Origin of the sequence: Cloacibacillus evryensis DSM 19522, from assembly GCF_000585335.1 — a bacterium.
Classification (GTDB): Bacteria; Synergistota; Synergistia; order Synergistales; family Synergistaceae; genus Cloacibacillus; species Cloacibacillus evryensis.
The window spans coordinates 1312303-1329054 of the sequence record NZ_KK073872.1 but is presented as its reverse complement, the minus strand read 5'-3'; the positions used below and the strand labels follow the sequence as shown (position 1 = coordinate 1329054).

Sequence of the window (16752 nt, the reverse complement as noted above, 5' to 3'; positions counted from 1 at the left end):
TAGGCCGCCTCCAATTGTCTATTAAAGTTTTTCAAGATATAAATGCAAAATATTCTCCGGAGATTCCGGAGATATCAATAATGAGAGATATGATAATGCAATAAGGAACTCAAGGGAATAGCTTCCCTGGCTAAAAACGGTAAATTTATTTTTCGCGAGCTCCGCGATGCCGACGCCGCCGTAAAAGGACGGGTTCTTCCTGCCGCGCGCGCAGGAACTCGCGGCGATGACAAGCGGCCTGCGCCCGTCGTCCGGAAATACTTCAGCCATCAGGCGGTGCAGCCGCTGCGGCATGTTTCCGGCGCCATATCCGGCGAGGATGATTATCTTTCGTGGTTCAAAATGCGGCAAAGCGGCCGGGTGCAGAACGACAAGCTCCATCTCTCCGGCGGCTCTGCGCCAGCCGCCATCTTTCGGCATGGAGATCCGGCGGCCGTAATTACGCGGCGCGGCTCCGCGCCCGGTCGACGTATAGGCGGCAAGCGCTTCGGCGTCCTCTTTATGGACGAACGGCCCCTCATAGTTTACACCGTCAAAGTGGATATATACGCCGCAGTCCGTTTCACAGAGAAGGGAGGCCGCGCCGCAGAGGTTCGCTTCGCCATCAAAGTCCGGGGCCTCCGGCGTCCGCTGGCTGCCAGTAAGCACCACGGCGGCGGCCGGGTCGGCCGTCAGTGAGAGCCAGGCGGCGGTATAGGCCATGGTGTCGGTCCCGTGGATCACGAGGATTTTCGTTACGCCCCGCGATACGGCTTCGTTTATCTTCTCCGTAAGCCGCATCCATTCAGCCGGCGAAATGTCTGAGCTGTCGCATCCGGCGTCTCCGAAAATAAGATCCACGCTGTAAGAATATCCTTTTTCGCGGAGGAACTCCCCCGCCTTTCGCAGAACGCCGAGCGCCGCCTCCGCGTCAGGAACGGCTCCGCTGCCGTGGTCCAGGGAGACGATTGTGCCCCCTGTGGAAATTATCAGTACGTCTTTCATCAGAACGACGCGGCCTCCTGTGAGAGAAGTATGCCCTCGTACCAGAGCAGCAGCATGGCGGCCACCGTCAAAATGGGGATGAGGCTGCCCCTTATCGGCTTCGGCAGCCTGTTTTCCGCGCACTGTACCGTGATCCAGCAGGCAGGCACCAAAATGAGGCGCGCGGCTGCGACCGCGAGCCAGAAGATGATGAAGTTAAGCGCCTGGCCGCGCCATGAAATGCCGAGCCCTTCGCTTATCGTGGCGATCATATCCGACGGGAACAGTATGTAGGTTACAAGAGAGATCACGATAAAGGCCCGGAAGACCGACCATATTTGCAGCATTCCCCGCGGCGCGCCCGCGTACTCAGGCGATTCACCGTGCATAAAGAGGGCGCTTCCCGCGGAGATGCTCCTGTGAGGGATCTGGCTCAATATCACGAATACAAAGAGTATGACGCCGCATATGCCCCATTGCGACATAGAGGCGAAGTGTCCGGTCATGGAGAAGGAGTTCAGGCTGAAGGGGTCGCTGTCGAGGCCGTTCTTCGTGAAGAACGAGGCCAGCGAGGCGCAGCAGGCCATGAGCGGCACCAACAGCCGCAGCATGCCGCGCATCTCGCTGCGGGCGATCTCGTTGCCGGTCCCCGACCCGAGAGCGTAAAGCGAGATAAGCGCGAATATCTCCGAAAGCAGCATGAACTGCACCAGCTGGATAATATCGGAGCCGTTGTCGATGATGGGAATAAACGTGCAGTACGGCAGGCTCGCGCAGACCGTCATCAGCGAAGCGACCGCCAAAGCGGGAGCGTAGAGGGCGATATTGACCGAGGCGCTCTCCGGCAGCCCGATCTCCAGGCGAAAGATGGCGCGCAACCCTCTCACAGCGGGCGCGCCGTCCTCCAACCGCCGCTTCCTCAGCATGATCGAAAGCAACAGCAGGTAAAACTTTTCCGTCGCGATCGCCGTGACGAGCGCAAATCCCATCAGCAGCCAGGCGTTGAAATATTTAAAGATCATCGAAAAAAAATCAATCATTGTAAATCACCCTAAAAATATTGCGGTCACAAACAGTATCAAAAGCGCCGCGATCCCGAAGAGGCCGCAGGAGGGAAGCTCTCCCCACGGCTCGATAAATATCCGGCTGAAGCCGGCGATGAAGCGCTCCACCGGCAAGACGCCGGAGTGCTCCTGCATGTTGTGCGCCGGCTCGGGAAAGAGCCTGCCGCCGCGGCGCCTCACGGCAATATTGACGACTAACCAGGCGACAAGCGCGGAGAGGAGAAAAACCAGCAGCCACCGGTACACGTCCCAGATGAAGAATCCCGTTGAAATTCTGAAGGCCATCATTATTTACTTACCTCCACAGGCGTCAGGTCGGACGGGGCCGTGCGGTTGATCAGCGATTCGACGGAAGGCGCCACCGACTCCTCGAATAGCTCGCCGGGCAGCACGGTCGTCGTGATAAAGAGCATCAACAGCAGGAACAGCGGAAAGGCGATCGTCACTTCGCCGCTGAAATTGAAATCCCTTTTTTGGGAGACCTTGCCGATCGTCAGCGTGATGAGGAAACGTAGCCCCGTGAGCAGCATCGTCACCGTAAACAGAAAGAGCGAGGTAAGTACGAATGGGCTCATAAAGTTTGCCGAACGGAAAAGCAGCTGCTTGCCGCTGTATCCGATAAGGGGAGGCAGTCCGGCAAGTACCGCGATGACGATGAAAAGGGCGACGGCGGTGAAAGGTATCCGTTTCAGCAGCGCCCCCTCCTGCCATAATTCGCGCCCTTCGTAGCTCTGTTTGAGAAATACCGTTATTATCGAAAGGGCGGCGGAGACGGGAAGGAACATCAGCCAGAGCGAGATCATCGCCTCAATGGCGCTCACACCGTAAAGGGCGGCGCGTTCCGCGCTGAAGGTGCCGTCCATAGCGATACCGATGGAGATCAGGATCATCCCCTTCATATAGAAGACCATCGAATTCATAAACCGCTCGGGATCTTTAGCGCCGCAGGACAGGACAAGCGCGAGCAGCACCGCCGCGAAGCCCAGCAATATGAGCAGCATGGGGACCTTTTGAAGTCCCTGCATCGGGCCGTAAAGCGAGAAGATCACCCGGAAGGCGATGAATAACGAGGCCTGCGTCCTGATCCCGAAAAAACAGTTGCGGGAGGCGTCGGGCAGATAGGGCGAAGGCTTTACAAAAATATAGAGCAGCGGCACCACGAGAAAAATAAACGCCCACAGGGTCTCGTTTGCGGGGGCGATCATGGAGGCGAGGAGGTTGATGTTGTCAGTGCCGTATTTAAATCTCAACAGTATGACGCCGGCCAAAAACATCGCCAACAGCAGTACGCGCGATATATAATAGAAAACGCTTTCGCCGCCCTCCCTCTTTTTAGTAGCGAAATTGCTGTAAAGGCCCGTCACTCCGATCTGAGTAAGCAGCATGAACAGAAATAACGGCACAAGATTGTTCAGGTAAAAAATTCCCTGAATACCCGCGCAGGTAAGCAGCAAAAAGAACACCTTACGCGGCGTTATCAGATTCTGACGGTCAGCGAGAGCCCTTATACCGGCCGTCAGCGCCACAAAGCTCATAAGCGCCGCGGAAATAGCCCCGAAGGCGTCGATACGAAGCACCGCCTGCGCGTTCTTCACCGACTCGCTCGTGAGGACGTTGGACCAGCCGGTGCTGGTAAAGACATAGAGCGGACTGTAGGAGCCGCTCACGCTCATCCAGACCAGGCAGGAAAGCACGGTGCCCGCAACGAGCAGAATGAGAAAAGGAAGCTTATAGCATACCTTTGGCAGGACCAAGGTACGACCCAGCCGCCTCGAGAAAAATTTATTATATAGGAGGAGCAGACCGTAACAGCCGGAGCCCGCAAGCGGCAGGAACAGCGTGAGAAACGGCAGCGGCATCGATTTAAACAGAAGCAGAAAACTCATAGACTCACCAATTTTCTTATAACATATGGTCTCCCCCTCCCGCCGCGGCGGCAGGGGGTCAAGAAAAACCATAACAGCAATTATATCAAAGAGTGAGCACTTTTTTTTCATAAAAAATATATCGTCATAATAAACTAACGCCGCATAAATAAACACGCCATCAATAATTATGCTAGAATAGTCATGCGGCAATTTGTTCTTTCGTTTTATTAAAATAATACTTATATCTTTGAAGGAGTGAACATGATGCAGGAGAAGAAAAAAATGTCTCTCATTGCAAAAATCGGCGTAGGCTTCGTAATAGGACTTGTCCTCGGATTCATCATAGGACCGATGGCAACGGGCTCTCCATTTATCGCCGATATCGTGATTCCGGTGCTGCAGTTGATCGGCGGCATCTTCCTCGCGCTGCTCAAGATGCTCATCGTACCGCTGGTATTCTCCAGCCTGATAATGGGAGCATCGTCGATAGGCGACCCCAAGGTGCTGGGGCGCATCGGCGTCAAGACCGTCGCTTTTTACCTGGGGACCACCGTCGTGGCGATCATCATCGGACTCATCCTCGGCAATGTGATCCAGCCCGGAGTCGGCATGGCGATCGAGGGAGCCAAGGCGGCGGCCAAAGAACCTGAAACCATCTTCAGCGTGATCCTCAACATCTTCCCCGCCAACCCGCTGCAGGCGCTCGTCAACGGCGTGATGCTGCAGGTCATCGTATTCGCGTTGTTTCTCGGCGTCGCGGCTACGCTAATCGGCGAAAAAGGCAAGGCGTTCCTTGCATTCAACTCGTCACTCGCCGAGGTAATGTTCAAAGTCACGTCGATCGTCATGAAGACCGCTCCGCTCGGTATCTTCGCGCTCATCGCCGTCACGGCGGCCAAATATGGCCCCGCGGTCCTCGCCCCCTTTGCCAAAGTCATCTTCGCCGTCTATCTTGGCTGTTTCCTGCAGGTCGTAATCGTCTATTCGGGACTTATTACCGGAATCGTACACAAAAGCCCCCTCTGGTTCCTGAAGGGCGTGCGTGAAGCGATGCTCGCGGCCTTCGTCACAAGGACTAGCGCGGGAGTACTTCCCATTTCCATGAACAACGTATAGAAGAACCTCGGCGTCAGTGAAGACGTCTCCTCCTTCGTCCTGCCCCTCGGAGCGACGATCAACATGGACGGCACCGCGATATACGAGGGCATTTGCGCGCTCTTCGTCGCCCAGGCGTTCGGCATAGACCTCAGCCTCGGCGCTCAGGCCGGTATACTTATGACCGCGACGCTCGCCTCGATAGGTACCGCGGGAGTCCCCGGAGCGGGGCTGATAATGCTCTCGATGGTCCTGGTCTCCGCCGGACTGCCGATAGAGGGAATGGCGCTCGTCGCCGGGATCGACGCTGTGCTCGACATGGCGAGGACCTGCGTCAACGTCACGGGAGACATGTGCGTCTCGACCGTCATCGCGAAGACGGAGGGCGAAAAGCTATAAAAGATCCCTGGTCACAGAGATTGTTCAATTATTAAAATATACTGTAAATAACTTTCTAAGACGAAAGAGAGAGCAAAGGCGTTGACAAATATAGGGATGCGTAATAGAATATCTCTCGTTGGTGAGGTGGCCGAGCTAGGCTGAAGGCGCTCGCCTGCTAAGCGGGTAGGGGGACATAAATCTCCCTCCAGGGTTCAAATCCCTGCCTCACCGCCATAAAAACGCCAAACGCGCCGGTAGCTCAACTGGATAGAGCATCGGACTACGGATCCGAAGGTTACGAGTTCAAATCTTGTCCGGCGCGCCATTGCAAACACTGGGTTTTCGAGAAATTCGAAAGCCCATTTTTTGTACCTTTTGGGCTCCGCGGCGCGAATTAAACGTAAGCGTCAACTCGCCAGGACCTATACCGCCCCAACCACAGCATTAAAACTCTTCCCTGTAATCCGTTAACCCGGGAGGAATCTTGTCATGTTGGAGTGTTCCGGCAAGGAGATCACTGAGACCTTTTGCATTGGACGGCATAGCAGAGACCTCCAATAACCGTGCGGAACGGTGGGCCTATTGGCGTGAAATACCAAGCATAGGTAAAAAGAGGGACCCGTCATGGGCCACTTTCGTAACACTTCATATGACAGGCACAGGATGCGGGCCCGATACTGCGTCCTGTCAGGCGTTCTTTTTGACGCGCTGCCGGAAGCATTCGTCCGCCGCGGCGCGCGTCCTGCCGTCTTGTGAAACGTAATATGGGGCAGAGCCGTCTTTCGGGCAGTATATCACGCCGGTTCTGACCGCGCCGATTTTCTCAAGCAGCTCCCAGACGTGTTTCTGACGCTCGAGAAAGAACTCCTGCTTCTCGTCGCTCCAATCGCGCAGCTGCGTCAGTCTGCGGCGGGAAGGAAGCCGGCGGCGCTGTTCCAGAGACTTTTTGAGCTCGTCGACGGTAAGAATGTTTTCGCTATCTTTCGTGGAATTCGACATCGTCGTCCCTCTTTTCTGCCGCCTGCTTCTGTCGGCGCTTTTCCAGCATGAGTTCAAGCCACGGGGAAACATCTTCTTCCGCGGCCCGCTTTTTAAGATACTCTATATCGGCCGAGTAAGCGCTTTCAGAAGAAATGGACAGCGCCAGCATCAGTTCCGCCCATCGGAAATCATCTTTCGCCTGTATGTTTTGCCTGGCCCCCCAGTATACGGCGGCGGTCAGTCTGTCGATGATCATATCTTCTACGCTCGAAAGCAATATATCGGTTCCCCGATAATTCAGCTTCTGCAGTTTTTCCGGAAATTCTCCGCTCACTATATCGACGGTAATATCCAGCTCTGAGCTATACCATTGTCTCCCAAAAAGTTTAAAGCCTGTATTACGGAGAATATCTACGGTAGCGTCTATGTCATGGGTGAGTATATCCAGATCTACTGACCCGTAGTTGCCAAAAGTATATACCTGCACGGCAGACTCGCCGACCAGAATCGGGCATCCCAAGATATGTCTTTCCTCCAGTCTGTCTGTGAGCCATTTCAGGAACATAAGCTTGTTGTTTATCTCCGGCGACAGATTGTTTTTGATCTGTTCCAGTTCGTTCGATCTATTTTCTTTTGGACTATTCGTCATCCCAATCCCCATCCGCAGCGGCTGAACCAATCAAACAAACCCCGCCTGTCATGTCTATTATACCCGTATATCCCGCGGCAAAACAAAGCTTAAGACGACAGCACGGCCGCACAGCCATTTTACCGTGTCGCCGCCTCGCGCACCAGCCTTTTGTAAGTTTTCCAAATCGACGCCTTTAAAGCAGACTGCCTCAAATGCCATCAAAGGTCCTTACACTATGATGTAAATAGTTACAGGGGAGGAAGGGGTTATCGGTGCCTGCTATGAGGCCGTATGAACTGCTTGCCCTGCTGAAAGGATAGGCGTTAAGAGAATTCGCGCGGGCTGTTGTGTAAAACGCCGGTAATAATAAAAGACAAAAGCGGCGGCAGACGTTAGCGCCTGCCAAAGAACAGGCGTAAAGCCGGCGGAATAAGAGCTTTAACAATACAGGCAATAAAGCGATCACGGGCGGCGGAGAACTGAAAAGCGATCCGCCGCCTTACTGTTCTGAACGCATAAAGTCTACGAAGTTTTTTATGATCATCGATCTCTCATAATCGTCTTTGTACCATAGCATCCAGGTCTTTCTTACCAGAGGAGAGCCATCCTTATTATAGAGCGGCAGCCTGAAAAGCGCCTTATCGTTTTCGAGAAATTTCTCAGCGGAAAAGAAGCTGTATCCGAGCCCGCTCCGGACCATCTCAAGCGCTGTGTCGCCGTTATCGACAGAGAACGAGACACGCAGCTTTGAAGGGAAATTCTCTGCGATCCAGCCGTCCAGCAGCTTTTTGGTAAACACTCCCTTAACGTATTCTATCCGCGGGAGCGCCGGGATCTCGCCCAGCGTTACCTTCCGCGCGTACGCGAGGAAGCTCTGTTCTTCATAAATGTCATATTTTTCGCCCGCAAACGCATAATCACCGCAGATAAAACCGACGGATGCCTCTCCCGCCTCCATGACGCCGCAAACTTTATCGGAGAGAGCCGTCTGGACGCTGAAAGATACTCCGGGGCAGAGCGCGCTGTAGTTCCTTATAATGTGCGGGAATTTGAACTTTCCAAACGAATTAGGCATGACGAGCCGTATCTCGCCGAATTTTCCAGATGAAAAACGCTCCATCTCTTCGTTTATTTGTTTGAAAGAGGCGGCAAGCCCGGCAGCGCGCTGTCCGAGGCACTCTCCCTCAGGCGTGAACGTGACTCCCTTGTTTGTGCGCTTCAGGAGCTTGACTCCGAAATGCTCTTCTATATTCATGATGCGTTTTGTTATCGTAGGCTGAGACATGTAGAGCGCCTCGGCGCTTTTCGTTATGTTCTTCGTCCGCATCAAAGAATCAAGGATGTACCAGTCGATCTCTCTCATCATAGGCTCCTTTGCCATTCCAAAACGGCATAGTCAGAATGAACTAATCCAATTTTACAGAATTTTTAGTCTCGCTACAATAACAATATAAAGATTTTACAAAATATTATAAAAATAAAGGAGAATTCTGATGGACAGAGTGTTCAGCCACAGAGAATTGATCGGCATGGCCGCTTCACTTTTTGAAGCGGGCGGGCTGAGGAAGGAAGACGCGGGGACGGTCGCGCGCGACCTTGTATCGGCGGATCTCCGGGGCCTGACTTCGCACGGCGTGTCAAGGATCCCCATGTATCTTGAAAGGATAAGAAGAGGTGTCGTCAACCCGCGGCCTGAGATAAAAAGCACGCAGACGGCGCCCGCCGCGATCCTGTTGGACGGGGACGACGGAATGGGATTCCTCGCCTCGCACCGCGCCGTTGAAGAGGGGACCGCCCTTGCGGAAAAGACGGGCATCGCCGTCGTCGGCGTTCACAAAAGCACCCACTTCGGAATGTCAGCGTCCTATGTCCAGCAGGCGGTAGAGGCCGGATACGTCTGCATGGCGTTTACCAACTCTTCGCCCGCGCTTGCACCTGTCGGCGCAAAGGTCGCCTTTCTCGGCGCGGCCCCGCTGGCGGCAGGCATACCGGGCGGCAAAAATTCTCCGGATTACATACTCGACATGGCGATGACTATTATCGCGCGCGGCAAGATCAGAGTCGCCGCAACGAATAATGAAGAGATCCCGCTTGGGCTCGCGCTCGATTCCGACGGCAAGCCGACGACCGACGCAAAGAAGGCATTCGCAGGCGTCTGCCTTCCGTTCGGCGGCCCAAAAGGCGCGGCGCTTGCCATGCTGATGGATCTGCTGAGCGGCATGTTCACGGGAGCCAATTACGGCGGCGACGTCAAGAGCCTCTACTTCGACCACAGCGCTCCGCAGAACGTCGGGCATATCTTCTTCTTCATGAAGCCCGACCTCTTTATCCCGCGTGAAGAACTTGCGGCGCGCATGGACGAATTCTACCGCAGGCTGACAAACCTGCCGAAAGCGGACGGCTGCAAAAGGATCATGATGCCGGGCGAACCGGAGGCGGAAAAGACGAAGGCGCGCATGGAAAACGGCATCCCGCTTTCAGAGAATATCGTAAAAGATATCAGGCAGACGGCCGAGCTTTATAAAATTGCTCTCGGCCCCAAGTTCGACTGATATGAGACTCTGCTACCCGCTGACGACGCCGGACGCGGGCGTCAGGATAATGGGGCTTTACGGGCCTTACGAAGAAAGTTTCGCGCTGCTTGCGAAGATCGGGTACGAGGGTGCCGAGCTTATGGTGCGCCGTCCTGCGCCGGAACTTGCGGATGAAACAAAGCGTCTCTGCGGAAAATACAGAATAAAGATCGCGGCGGTGGGCCTCACTCCGGCGGTCAAAGCGGACAAACTCTTTATCTCGTCGCCCGACCCGGAGGTCCGCGCAGCCGCGCTTGAAAGAGCCGGGGAAGTTATAAGATTTGCCTCCGAGCTCGGCGCGCCGTTCTGTATCGGCAGTTTCCGCGGCCGCGTCTCAGAAGAGGCTGATTCTCTCCTGAACGCCGAAAAAGCATTTAGGGATATCTCGGAGCAGTGTACAACCGCCGGCATTCCCTTCCTTGTCGAGCCGCAGGGCGCGTCAAATTCAAATTATATGAACGACCTGGAGCAGGCGCAGCGCTTTAAGAAGGAGGCCGGCATCGAGAATATGAAATTCATCTTCGATATGTTTCACGCGCAAATCAACGAACCGCTTCTATTTGCCTCAATAGTTAAAAACGCGGTGGATTTCGGCCTCGTGCACTGTTCGGGAGAAAAGCGCCTTGCGCCCGGAGACGGCGCGATGCCGTGCAGAGAGATCATCGGGACTATCGCCGCATGCGGATACGACGGGTGGTACTCAACAGAAATAAAACAGGAACCGGATCAGGAGACCGCCGCGCGGCGTGCATTCGATTTCCTGAATAACGTCAAACAAGAAACGGGGAGGTAAGAGTTATGAAGATTTCTTTCGCAGGCCTGGGGAAGATGGGAGCGCCGATTGCGATGAACCTTGCAAAAGGCGGCGATGAACTGACGGTATTTGATATAAACGAGTCGAACCTTGCGAAGTTCAGCGGGCTGAAAAATGTAAAGACGACGGGCAATACCGACGATATCTGCGAGGCCGGCGTTATCTTTCTCTGTCTCCCTAACGGCGATATCGTAAAGAAGACCGCGCTCGGCAAAAACGGGCTTATATCCAAAATGAAAAAGGGCGCTGTGCTTGCTGACCTCAGCACTATCAGCTGGAAAGCCGCGATGGATGTGGCGGAGGGCTGCGCGGAGACCGGGATAGAGTTCATGGACTGCCCGATATCCGGTATGGAGGCGCGCGCGATAGACGGTACGCTCACGGTCATGTGCGGAGGGAAGGAAGAAACCTTCCGCCGTATAGAGCCACTGCTGAAAATGATCGGCACAAATATCCTTTATATGGGAAAGAACGGAGCCGGGCAGCTTACGAAGCTTATCAACCAGCTGCTCTTCGACATCAACGCCGCCGCGATCGCGGAGGTCGTTCCTATGGCCGCTCTGATGGGGCTCGATCCGGAAAAGACGGCGTCCGTCATAAACAGCGGCACGGGGCGCAGTTACGCCTCGGAATTTTTCCTGCCCCGCGCCCTCGAAGGGAACTTCTCAGAAGGATACGCGATGAAGAACGCATATAAAGACCTTGTCAGCGCCGCTGAGATATCGGCGTCGCAGTCGATCCCGATGCCGGTGCTCGCCGCAGCCACGGCGACCTACCAGCAGGCGCTTCGTTCAGGCTACGGAGAGCTCGGAAAAGGCGCTATGATAAAAGTTTTTGAAAAACTTCTGGGAACGGAATTCAGAAAGGGCTGACCGTCATGATCAAAGCAGACACGAACTCTCAGGAAGCTTACTATATCGGCCTTATGAACGCGGCGGGATTCCGCAACAAAGACATTGAAAAACCGCTCATTGGGATCGTCAATTCGTGGAACGAGGTAAACCCCGGACACCGTCCGCTGCGGGAGCTGGCGGAGCGCGTAAAAGAGGGAGTATGGGCCGCCGGAGGTACGCCCGCGGAGTTCAACGTGCCGGCGCCGTGCGACGGAATGGCGCAGATACGCGGCATGAATTATGTATTGCCGCAGCGCGACCTTATCGCCGCTTCGATCGAGTCGATGGCGCGCGCCCACGGCTTCGACGGCCTCGTCTTCCTCTGCTCCTGCGACAAGATCGTCCCCGGCATGCTGATGGCGGCCGCGCTGCTTGACCGCCCGTCCGTATTTTTGACAGCTGGTGCTATGGTTCCTTATGAAAACAAAGGAAAGACCTATATCACCTCCGACCTTAAAGAGGCGATAGGAAGCCGTTCAAAAGGAACGGTCACGGAAGATGAGTTCCGCGATTTCAAAGCTAATATCTGCCATTCGTGCGGGACCTGTTCAATGTACGGAACGGCAAACACGATGGCCGTCTTCGCAGAGGCGGCGGGCGTCTGCCCCTTCGGTTCCGCGACGGAGTTCTTCTGTTCGTCCGCCAAGGCAAAACAGGCGCGTGATATGGGCGAACGGATAGTTGAACTCGTTCATGAAGGCAAGCCCTTTTCGTATTTCATGAACAGGCGCTCGGTTGAAAACGGTATAAAGCACATCTCCGCAACGGGCGGCTCGACAAACGCGGCGCTGCATGTGCTCGCTATCGCAAAAACGCTGGGGATACCTCTTACGCTTCAGAACTTCGACAGGATACAGAAAGAGGTCCCCGTTATCGCAAAGTTCAAGCCGTCCTCGGACTTCAACATGAGCGATTATCATAACGCAGGCGGAGTGCCGGCGACTATGTGGGCAATACGTTCTCATCTCGACCTCGACACGCCAAGAATAACAGGCGGAACGCTGCGCGACGAAATACGCCCTCCCTTTGACGCATCCGTGATATGTGAAGAAGATAATGCGCTGCTGAAAAACGGGACGTTTGCGGTCCTTTACGGCAATCTTGCCCCCAAGGGCTGCGTCGTTAAAAAAAGCGGCGTCGAGGCGTCGATGTTCAAACACCGCGGCCCCGCCGTCGTCTTCGAATCTGAAGAGGACGTTCTGAAACACCTTGAAGGCGGGCAGGTAAAGCCCGGCTCGGTGCTGGTCATCCGTTATGAAGGGCCGAAGGGCGGCCCCGGAATGCGCGAGATGTCTATTCCCGCGGCGATGCTCGTAGGGATGGGGCTGCACAAGTCGGCAGCCATGATAACGGACGGGCGTTTTTCCGGCGCCACGCGCGGCCCGTGTGTCGGGCACATATCTCCTGAAGCCTGGGAAGGCGGCCCCATCGCGGCGGTAAGAAACGGCGACATGGTTGACATAGACCTTGACGAAGGAACGATACAGGTCGAGCTGACCGACGAAGAGATACGGGAAAGGCTCCGCAGCGCGGCGCGGCCCGACCATAAAGCCGAAGGCATGCTCAGGCGGTACAGAGAATGCGTCAGCGGTTCGGATGAAGGCGCGCTCTGGCTTTTCTGATCACACATAAAAGGAGATGGACTGAATGACAATGCAGATAATAGCTCTCGGGTTCCTTATCGGAGCGATTGCAATAGGATTCATAAAAAAGATAAACGTAGGGATAGCGGCCTTCGGGCTAGTGCTCCTGCTTGCGCTTATCGGCGGCCTGAAGCTTAAAGTGATATTCGCAGGATTCCCGACAAAGCTGTTCATCACATTGCTTGGCACGATGTTCTTCTTTGCGCTCCTGCAGGAGAATAAGACGCTTGAACTTCTCTCGCAGAAGATAATCGCGGCGGTCGGGAAGAACGCGTTTCTGATACCGATCATTCTCTACGTAACGGCCTACGCGCTTTCGGCGGCCGGCCCCGGAGCCATCTCAGCGCAGGCGGTCACCATATTGTTCGCGGTCACGCTCGCGGTGCAGATGAAGGTGGACCCGCTGCTTCTCGCCACGCCGGCGTTTCTCGGGGCGGTCGGCGGCACCGTATCGCCGATCGCGCTGACGGGCATCATTATAAGCGACCTGTTTGCGGCGCAAAATATATCTGTTCCGAACTCGCAGTGGATCCTGCTCTTTGGGATAACGGCGGTAAATTTCCTCTGCGCGCTGGTCACATATATCTGGTTCAAAGGTTATAGGCTTTCGCCGGATGACACTATAAAGAGCGAATCGCTGCCCGCCTTCAATAATTCGCAGAAAATGGGGCTTGCCTCGCTGCTGTTTCTGGTATGCGCCGTAGTCCTCCTTAAATGGGACGTAGGGCTCGTCTCCTTCACTCTCGGTTTTGTGCTCGTGCTTTTCGGCGCGGCCAATGAGCAGAAGGCTCTCAAACTCATCCAGTGGAACGTGCTCATCCTCATCTCCGGCGTCTCCGTACTGATGAACGTGACGCAGGAACTTGGCGGCATCGCGCTTCTTTCAAACATGCTTGCCTCCGTCATGAACAAGGCGACGGCGCCCTCGGTGATGGCGCTGACGGGAGGCATCCTCTCATGGTTCAGCTCCGCAAACGGAGTCGTATTCCCGACGCTAATCCCGACGCTGCCGCGGATCGCGCAGCAGCTCGGAAGCGGGATGCCGGGCGTAATGGAAATGACGATGGGCATAGTGGGAGCCGCCACCGTTGCGGGGATCAGCCCGCTCTCGACCGGAGGCAGCCTCATCCTGGCCGTATATTCACAGGAAGCGCGCTGCGACGTTAAGGAACAGCAGAAGCTTTTTGCAAGATGTTTCATACTCTCATTCTGTTTCGTAGCTTTTGTCGCTGTCATTGCGGCGTTCATATTCAAACCTATCTGCGGATAGGCCGAGGAGGAAAATAAGATGACTGTTTACGCCTATGTTGGATGCCGGACGACGCAGAAAAGAAACGCGCGCGGCAAAGGGATAGAAATATTCACCATTGATGAAATCACGGGCGAGTGGACAAAATGCGGCGGTTTCCCCATAACTCCCAATCCCTCTTATCTTTGCTTTGATAAGGCCCATGAGCATCTTTATACGGTGCACGGAGACTACAGCGAAGCGACGGCATTTAAAGTAGATAAGAGCGACGGCGGCCTGTTCAAGCTCAATACCGTCTCCACCGGCGGCGAGAACCCCGTATTCATAACGCCGGACAAGACGGACCGCTGGCTGATCGCCGCAAACCTCCAGACGGGAAGCGTCGTCTCTTTCAGGAAAGACGCGGACGGGTCCCTATCGGATATGGTCGGGCAGGCCTTTATTTCGGGCATAGGCCCCGGAGAGATATCGCACCCGCACCAGACTGTTTTTGACAGGGGCGAGAATTTTCTTATCGTCCCAGCGCAGGGCCGCAAGGCGGGTTTATCAAAGACGACAGTCTTTGAATTCGACCCTGCAGACGGGTCCTTTCGCGAAAAAACCACCCTCAAAACGCGCGACCGCGCGGAGGCAAGGCATATGGCGTTCCATCCCAACGGCGGATACTGCTATCTTGTAAACGAAAAAGACAACACGGTCTGCTTCCATCATTACGATCCCGCCTCAGGCACGCTTACGCCAAAACAGATACTGCCGGTGCTCCCCGATACATATACAGGGAACGGCCAGGCAAGCGGCATAGTGATCACCGGCGACGGCATGAATCTGTATGTGTCAAACAGGATACATGATTCGATCGCGCATTTCGCAATAGACCCGGCGACGGGAATGATCTCTGCCTCGGAATGGATCTCTTCGTACGGCAGAACACCGAGATTCATAACGCTGGGCCCGGACGGCCGCACTCTTTACGCGGCCAACGAGGATTCCGACACGATCGTAAGATATGAGATCAAAGAAAACGGAGCGCTTGAAAAACGGGGAGACGCCGTAAACACCGGAAGCCCGGTGTGCATTATATTTGCTGAGTTTTAAAAAATGGGCATCTCTGGAGTTATGTAATAAAACAGGACACCGGCCCCTTATTGTTTGTTTATAAAACGTTTTAGCTGGGATAACCTCTGAACATAAGCTGTTGATCTTATTGTAACCGAGGTGTGTTCAATGAAATTCTGCAGAGATACGAACAGATATGCGGTGTTGGCTTCTGCAATGGCCTGTATGCTGGTAATGGGGATCTATTATGATTACAGCCTCATACAGCCGGTCGTAATGCAGTACTTCAGAGTCGATTCAGCGGCGGCGGGGCTTCCTTTTTCGATTCTGATAGCGGCGTTTTGTATAGGAAACTTTACCGGGGCCATGATAAGGCGCAGAAGTTCTCTTCCGGCAACGCTGGCGGCGGGTTACGGGCTGATGATCGCAGGATTGGCGCTTACGGCGCTCCTGCCGCCGGAATGCTTTTGGGCAATGCCGTTTACATACGGCGTCATATTCGGCATAGGAGACGGCATCATTTACAATGCAGTGCTTGCGCTCATGCCGAAATGGTTCCCCGATAAAAAAGGGGTTGCTTCCGGCCTGACTTTAGGGATGATGGGGCTGTCCGCTGCAATTTTCAGCCCCGTACTGGGTATATGGTTAAGGAAGTATGGATTTTCTGGAACGTACTTTGCCCAGATCCCGGTGTATGCGGCTGCCGGCGCGGTGGGCCTGCTCATGCTGAAAGATCCGCCCGCAGACGGAGTTAAATTAAAGGATGTCGGACAAAAAAACGCAGCGCTCAAGATAAACGAGATTTTTTGTTCCAGAACGTTCTGGATATTGACGGGGCTTTATTTCTGCGCAGTGCCCGCATATTTGCTTCTCAGCGCCCTGTTCGTTACGTTTGGGGCAGAAAAGGGCCTTGCCTTTTCCACGGCCGCGTTAGGCGTGAGCCTGGCGTCGCTCTGCCAGATCGCAGGCCGTTTCATACTTCCGGCGTTGAGCGATGTTACGGGGCGCAAAACGGCCTTTACTATCGGATTCCTTATCTCAACCGCCGCCGCGGTCGTACTGTCTGTCTCTTCCGGCGCGCTTTATATCCTCTGCTTCTGTATGCTGAGTTTTTCTTACGGCGGGATACAGGCCTGCTTTACCCCGACGATCGCGGATTCTTTTGGCACTGACAACGTCGGGACCGTCCTATCTCTGACGATGGCGGGCCTTGCCGCCGGCTCTTTGGGAGCGTCGCTTGTCCTGAGGAATGCAGGCATATCGGCCGCTATCCTCTGCGCAGGCGCCGTCTCATTTATCGGCGTGATCCTGGTCTGCATCCTGCCCGGGGAGAAACGCGCCGCATGCGCAGGCCGCCGCTTCTGTCCCAACGGCTTGCCGCTGAAGAGAGGCAGACAGCAATGACTACGCTGGAAGAAACAGTATACCGTCCTCCGCTTGAAGCGAAAAGCGGCCTGCTGGAAATATCGCTGGTGTGCAGCTGCGGCAGGTGACGCGTTTATGTTTTTGGGCATTCAGCCGGAATCGTCCAGTTATTGCGC

The 16752-nt window shown here is 54.8% G+C and carries 14 protein-coding genes, 2 tRNA genes and 1 pseudogene; 10 read left to right on the top strand and 7 right to left on the bottom strand.

The genetic code is table 11. From position 1 onward, the window contains the following. Nucleotides 1–21 precede the first annotated feature (21 nt). The 4 genes from CLOEV_RS05925 to CLOEV_RS05910 are packed head-to-tail and all read right to left on the bottom strand — an operon-like array spanning nt 22 to nt 3913. Nucleotides 22–984 carry an asparaginase domain-containing protein gene (locus tag CLOEV_RS05925; RefSeq protein ID WP_034442522.1) on the bottom strand — a complete coding sequence of 321 codons (963 nt, stop codon included), beginning with the start codon at nt 982–984 and terminating at the stop codon, nt 22–24. After that, nucleotides 984–2003: a hypothetical protein gene (locus CLOEV_RS05920; RefSeq protein ID WP_034442519.1), complete on the bottom strand. Its 1020-nt coding sequence runs from the start codon at nt 2001–2003 to the stop codon at nt 984–986. Before CLOEV_RS05920 ends, CLOEV_RS05925 begins: the two co-directional genes overlap by 1 nt. A 6-nt stretch (nt 2004–2009) precedes the next feature. Continuing rightward, the gene (locus CLOEV_RS05915) at nt 2010–2315 is read right to left on the bottom strand and encodes a hypothetical protein (protein ID WP_008709746.1); all 306 of its coding nucleotides are present in this window, start codon (nt 2313–2315) and stop codon (nt 2010–2012) included. Then, a complete protein-coding gene (locus tag CLOEV_RS05910; RefSeq protein ID WP_034442516.1) occupies nt 2315–3913 on the bottom strand; it encodes a proton-conducting transporter membrane subunit in 1599 nt (532 codons plus the stop codon). The genes CLOEV_RS05915 and CLOEV_RS05910 overlap by 1 nt, the downstream gene beginning before the upstream one ends. A 243-nt stretch (nt 3914–4156) precedes the next feature. Here CLOEV_RS05910 and CLOEV_RS05905 point away from each other — a divergent pair. The 3 genes and pseudogenes from CLOEV_RS05905 to CLOEV_RS05895 all read left to right on the top strand — a co-directional run bounded on the left by CLOEV_RS05905 (nt 4157) and on the right by CLOEV_RS05895 (nt 5696). Further along, nucleotides 4157–5389, top strand: a pseudogene (locus tag CLOEV_RS05905) (dicarboxylate/amino acid:cation symporter). A gap of 120 nt (nt 5390–5509) precedes the next feature. Beyond that, nucleotides 5510–5605 (top strand) — tRNA-Ser (locus CLOEV_RS05900). Nucleotides 5606–5619: 14 nt separating this feature from the next. Then, a tRNA-Arg gene (locus CLOEV_RS05895) sits at nt 5620–5696 on the top strand. Between the two features lie 362 nt (nt 5697–6058). On the opposite strand, the gene CLOEV_RS05890 is transcribed toward CLOEV_RS05895, so the two are convergent. From CLOEV_RS05890 to CLOEV_RS05880, 3 genes are all read right to left on the bottom strand, one after another. Then, nucleotides 6059–6370, bottom strand: coding sequence for a hypothetical protein (locus CLOEV_RS05890; RefSeq protein WP_008709751.1), 312 nt, complete (start codon nt 6368–6370; stop codon nt 6059–6061). Then, a complete protein-coding gene (locus CLOEV_RS05885) occupies nt 6348–7031 on the bottom strand; it encodes a hypothetical protein (RefSeq protein ID WP_008709753.1) in 684 nt (227 codons plus the stop codon). Before CLOEV_RS05885 ends, CLOEV_RS05890 begins: the two co-directional genes overlap by 23 nt. Nucleotides 7032–7482: 451 nt before the next feature. After that, a complete protein-coding gene (locus tag CLOEV_RS05880; protein ID WP_169732202.1) occupies nt 7483–8349 on the bottom strand; it encodes a LysR family transcriptional regulator in 867 nt (288 codons plus the stop codon). Nucleotides 8350–8476: 127 nt separating this feature from the next. Here CLOEV_RS05880 and CLOEV_RS05875 point away from each other — a divergent pair, with 127 nt between their 5' ends. The 7 genes from CLOEV_RS05875 (at nt 8477) to CLOEV_RS05845 (ending at nt 16615) form a co-directional block, all read left to right on the top strand. Then, complete coding sequence (locus CLOEV_RS05875; RefSeq protein ID WP_034442507.1) at nt 8477–9535, top strand: Ldh family oxidoreductase; 1059 nt, start codon at nt 8477–8479, stop codon at nt 9533–9535. 1 nt (nt 9536) lies between these two features. Continuing rightward, nucleotides 9537–10349 carry a sugar phosphate isomerase/epimerase family protein gene (locus tag CLOEV_RS05870; RefSeq protein ID WP_034442504.1) on the top strand — a complete coding sequence of 271 codons (813 nt, stop codon included), beginning with the start codon at nt 9537–9539 and terminating at the stop codon, nt 10347–10349. A 5-nt stretch (nt 10350–10354) separates the two neighbouring features. Then, the gene (locus tag CLOEV_RS05865) at nt 10355–11242 is read left to right on the top strand and encodes an NAD(P)-dependent oxidoreductase (RefSeq protein WP_034442501.1); all 888 of its coding nucleotides are present in this window, start codon (nt 10355–10357) and stop codon (nt 11240–11242) included. A gap of 5 nt (nt 11243–11247) precedes the next feature. Next, nucleotides 11248–12885: a dihydroxy-acid dehydratase gene (gene ilvD / locus CLOEV_RS05860; RefSeq protein ID WP_034442498.1), complete on the top strand. Its 1638-nt coding sequence runs from the start codon at nt 11248–11250 to the stop codon at nt 12883–12885. 25 nt (nt 12886–12910) lie between these two features. Beyond that, nucleotides 12911–14176, top strand: a complete 1266-nt coding sequence (locus CLOEV_RS05855) for an SLC13 family permease (protein WP_084482201.1) — start codon at nt 12911–12913, stop codon at nt 14174–14176. Nucleotides 14177–14194: 18 nt separating this feature from the next. Next, the gene (locus CLOEV_RS05850; protein ID WP_034442496.1) at nt 14195–15250 is read left to right on the top strand and encodes a lactonase family protein; all 1056 of its coding nucleotides are present in this window, start codon (nt 14195–14197) and stop codon (nt 15248–15250) included. Nucleotides 15251–15379: 129 nt separating this feature from the next. Then, nucleotides 15380–16615, top strand: a complete 1236-nt coding sequence (locus tag CLOEV_RS05845; RefSeq protein ID WP_034442493.1) for an MFS transporter — start codon at nt 15380–15382, stop codon at nt 16613–16615. Nucleotides 16616–16752: the final 137 nt, after the last annotated feature.